Origin of the sequence: Mycobacterium sp. (genome assembly GCF_035603715.1) — a bacterium.
In the GTDB taxonomy this organism is placed as follows: Bacteria; Actinomycetota; Actinomycetes; order Mycobacteriales; family Mycobacteriaceae; genus Mycobacterium.
The window spans coordinates 1-3961 of the sequence record NZ_DATNJW010000535.1; the positions used below are offsets into that span (position 1 = coordinate 1).

Annotated in this window: 3 protein-coding genes and 1 pseudogene; 1 reads left to right on the forward strand and 3 read right to left on the reverse strand. The window is 67.5% G+C overall.

Annotation, left to right across the window (positions count from 1 at the left end; translation table 11 throughout):
- Positions 1–840, reverse strand: a pseudogene (locus VN856_RS22215) (hypothetical protein); the annotation flags it as partial.
- A gap of 312 nt (positions 841–1152) precedes the next feature.
- Between VN856_RS22215 and VN856_RS22220 the strand changes: the two are divergent.
- Complete coding sequence (locus VN856_RS22220) at positions 1153–2667, forward strand: Hsp70 family protein (protein ID WP_325693015.1); 1515 nt, start codon at positions 1153–1155, stop codon at positions 2665–2667.
- 7 nt (positions 2668–2674) lie between these two features.
- On the opposite strand, the gene VN856_RS22225 is transcribed toward VN856_RS22220, so the two are convergent.
- A complete protein-coding gene (locus VN856_RS22225) occupies positions 2675–3457 on the reverse strand; it encodes an SDR family oxidoreductase (RefSeq protein WP_325693018.1) in 783 nt (260 codons plus the stop codon).
- Complete coding sequence (locus tag VN856_RS22230; protein ID WP_325693021.1) at positions 3454–3948, reverse strand: nuclear transport factor 2 family protein; 495 nt, start codon at positions 3946–3948, stop codon at positions 3454–3456. The genes VN856_RS22225 and VN856_RS22230 overlap by 4 nt, the downstream gene beginning before the upstream one ends.
- Positions 3949–3961: the final 13 nt, after the last annotated feature.

The window sequence follows — 3961 nt, forward strand, 5'->3', positions numbered from 1 at the left end:
CCGCGCGGCGTGCGTCTGGTCCGGCGGCAGCACCTCACGCCAGATGTCATTGCCGCACCAGCTGCCCCGCTGCGGAGTCAGCTCCGAATAACCGACGAGACTCGTCATCGCGGGGCCGATCACGGTGCCGTGGCGGGTCACGGCGCCCTCGATGCAGACCTCGACGTTGCGGATCCGCTTCATGACTTTGACTTCTTGCTGCGCGGTCAGATCAGCGGCGTGCTCGTCCCAGTCGCGCTGACCGTGCACGAAGAAGGTTCCGCTGCCGGCATTGCCGTAGGCGACCGAGATGACGAGGTCATCTCCTAATTCGGCGCTTTCTGCGAGCGCGACAAGTTCGTCGTAGGAGCCGGCCCGCCCGATGGCGTGCGGCACGCTCGGCACACCCGCCTCGTTGGCCAGGCGCGTCATGATGATCTTGGAGCCCAGGCGCTGGCGCAGCTCCGTCGGCGGGTGCATGACCTCGAGCCCCGCCTGACGTGCGAGGGCCTGGGTTTCCTCGTCGAGCATCACGAAGCACGCCTTACCACCGGGACCTCGGCCCGCGATGAACTCCAGGGTCTCAGGATCGGACAGGAGGTGGTTGCAGACATCACCCATGGAATCGAAGTCAAGGCGGTCGCGTCGTCGGGGCACGAACACGCGCGAATGCGTGCCTTCGAAAGAGTCAAAGTACGTCAGGTAGAAGAAGTTTCGTACCCAGCGGTCGATGCCCAGCAGGTTGAACGGGGTGGGCGAGATGAAGTACAGCGGTACGGCATTGGTGTGGAAGAACGCGCGTATGTCCGAAAGTCCTTTCAACACGCGGCGCGGCTCCGGCTCAGGGCCGCCGGCGTGCATAGTCACGCCGGCCGCGGCGACGTCGATGCCTGTATCGGGCGCGGGGCCGGCGCGGGCAGGGGCGCTGCGGCCATACCTTGACACTCCATTACGCAAGTGTGCGCCCCGGTCAGCGCCCTGTCGAAGTACCTTTACAGATTCGAGCGGCTCCTTCGTCCACGCGCATCGACGATGTCCGGCGCAACACTTAGCCCACCGCTCCGGCGCCTGTGACCCGGCCTCGGCCCCCTGCCGCGAACGCGGCTGGTAAGAAGCCGATCGGGCTCGGCGATTTGTAGTCACGAAACGCGCTGCAACACCTACGCTTAGCCGATGAGGCTGGGGATCGACTTCGGCACAACGCACACCGTTGTCGCGGTCGTCGACCGGGGCAACTATCCCGTGGTGTCGTTCGACGGGGTCGACGCGTGGCCGTCGATCATTGCCGGCAACGAAGGCGGCGAGCTGCGCTACGGTCCGGACGCCGCCGCGGTCCGGCATCACCCGGACTGGTCAGTGCTGCGATCGTTCAAGCGGCTGCTCAACGATGCCGGGCCGACGACGACGGTGGATCTGGCGGGACGCCGTTACCTGCTGGCCGACCTGTTCGCGGGGTTTCTCACCCGGCTGAAAAACGACCTCCAGCACCGTTCGAACGCCGAGTTCTCACCGGGCACGCGGGTCGAGGCCGCGATCAGCGTGCCGGCCAATGCCTCCAGCGCGCAACGATTCCTGACCCTGGACGCGTTCGCGCAGGCCGGCTTCGACGTGGTCGCTCTGCTGAACGAGCCGTCGGCGGCGGGCTTCGAATACGCCCACCGGTATCGCTCGACGATCACCGCCAAGCGGGAGTATGTCCTGATCTACGACCTCGGTGGTGGAACGTTTGACGCGTCGCTGCTGAAAATGACCGGGCGGTTGAATGAGGTGGTCGTCAGCGAGGGCATCCAGCGCCTCGGCGGCGACGACTTCGACGCGGCCATCCTCAAGCTGGTCCGCAAGGGTGCGGGACTGCGCTCGTTGCCGTCGGGCACCCGCGAGCAGTTGCTCGAGGAGTGCTCAGTCCGCAAAGAAGCCGTCGGTCCCAACACCCGGCGGTTCCTGGTCGATCTCACCGCGATCGGCAAGCCGCCGTTTTCCTGCCCGATCGAGGACGTTTACGCAGCGTGTGCTCCGTTGGTAGACAAGACGATTGCCGCTCTTCCCGGCGTGCTGCACGACCGGGCCGGCGGCGACGTCGACTGGTCCGAGATCGCGGGCATCTACGTGGTGGGCGGCGCCGGAAGCTTCCCGCTCGTCGCGCGGGCGCTGCGCTCGGCGTTCGACGAGAAACGGGTCAAACGGTCACTGCACCCGTTCGCCGCGACGGCAATCGGCTTGGCCGCCTTCCTCGACAGGGAAGCCGGATTCGCGCTCTCCGAACGTCTTTCGCGCCACTTCGGGGTGTTTCGCGAGGCATGCGCGGGCGAGGACGTCTGCTTCGACCCGATCGTGCCCAAAGGAGCTGTGCTGCCCACCGCCGGTCAGCCGCCCTTTGTCGTCACGCGGACCTACCGCGCCGCGCACAACATCGGACACTTCCGCTTCGTCGAGTGCAGCCGGCTGCGTGACGGTCGTCCCGACGGTGACGTGACGCCGTATGACCCGGTGTTCTTCCCGTTCGATCCGGACCTCAGCGACGATCAGGACCTGCCGCGCCGGCCGGTGAGCCGCCGCGACGACGGCCCGGATGTCGAGGAGCGCTACGTCGTCACCCCGGGTGGCGCCGTCGAGGTCACCCTGACCACCCGTCCGGACCGGGTCAGCCGCACGTTCCGGCTGGAACGGCACGACCTGGCCAGCGCGTAGCGACCGATCAGCTCGCGCCGTCTAAGTCGGGTGTCCAGGCCACCCCGTTGATGTGGCTGCCGCCGTCGACGAACAATGTGTTGCCGGTGAGATAGCGGCAGCCCTCGCCGGCCAGAAACAGCGCGACCGGGGCGATGTCGAGGTAGGGATCCCCGATTCGGCCCATCGGGTTCATCGCGTCGGCGAAGGCGGCAATGTCGGGGTTGTCGCCGAGAGCGCGCAGGAATGCCGCACTCTTGGCGGCCGGGCAGATCGCATTGACGGTCACGCCGAACGGCGCCCACTCGCGGGCGGCGGTGCGGGTCAGGGCACGCAGCGCCTCCTTGGCGGCGTTGTACTCCAGAGTGCCCATGTGCGCGTTGACCCCATTCAGGCTGCAGACGTTGATCACCCGTCCCCAGCCGCGGGCCCGCATGTGCGGCAGCGCGGCCCGCATCGCCCAGAACGGGCCGTAGTACGCGACGGCGATACCGTCGCTGAGCTGCTGATCGGTCTTGTTCTCCACCCGGCTCATCGATCCGCCGCCCCACGCGTTGTTCACCACGACGTCGATCGAGCCGTACTCCGAAACAGCCTGCGCGACGGCGCCTTCCACCTGGTCTCGAACCGAGACGTCGACCTCGACGAACAATCCTCCGACGGCGGTCGCGACGTCGCGGCCACTACCGGAATCGCGTTCGGCCACGACGACTTTCGCGCCCTCTTCGGCGAACCGGCGCGCGATGCCTTCGCCGATACCTGCGCCCGCACCGGTGATCAGCGCGACCTTGCCCGCTAATTGCCCAGTCATGCCGGCCGGCCCGTCGCACCGGCGGCCAGCAGGCCGCGCGCCTCGGTAGAGCCGTCCAGTGCGCGACTGGTGCGCTTTGCTATCCGCCAGCCGGCGGCCGTGCGCCGCAGCGTGACATGGTTGGCGCCGGCCCGCCACACCCGATAGCCACCGCCGTCCTCGTTGCGACGGATCACGATCGATTCGCACACCGCAATCGCATCGTCGCCGTCGATATCGACGCAGACCGGGCCGAGGAAATGGGCCGCACCGCGGCCGATCAGACCCTGATGCGCGGGTGATCGCACCATCTCGGCAACGTCGGTCCGGCTGCGCATGTGCCAGCCCTCGACGTCGTACTCGCCATCGTCGGTCCACAGCCCGGAGACCGCGTCGGCATCGCCGGCATCGACCAGCGGTCCATACGACGCCATCAGGCGGCCGATGGCCAGCTCATCCTCGACCCGGCGCAGCCGCTGTTCCAGAGCCGCGAGCCGCTCCTCCACCGTCATCGGAATTCCTCTC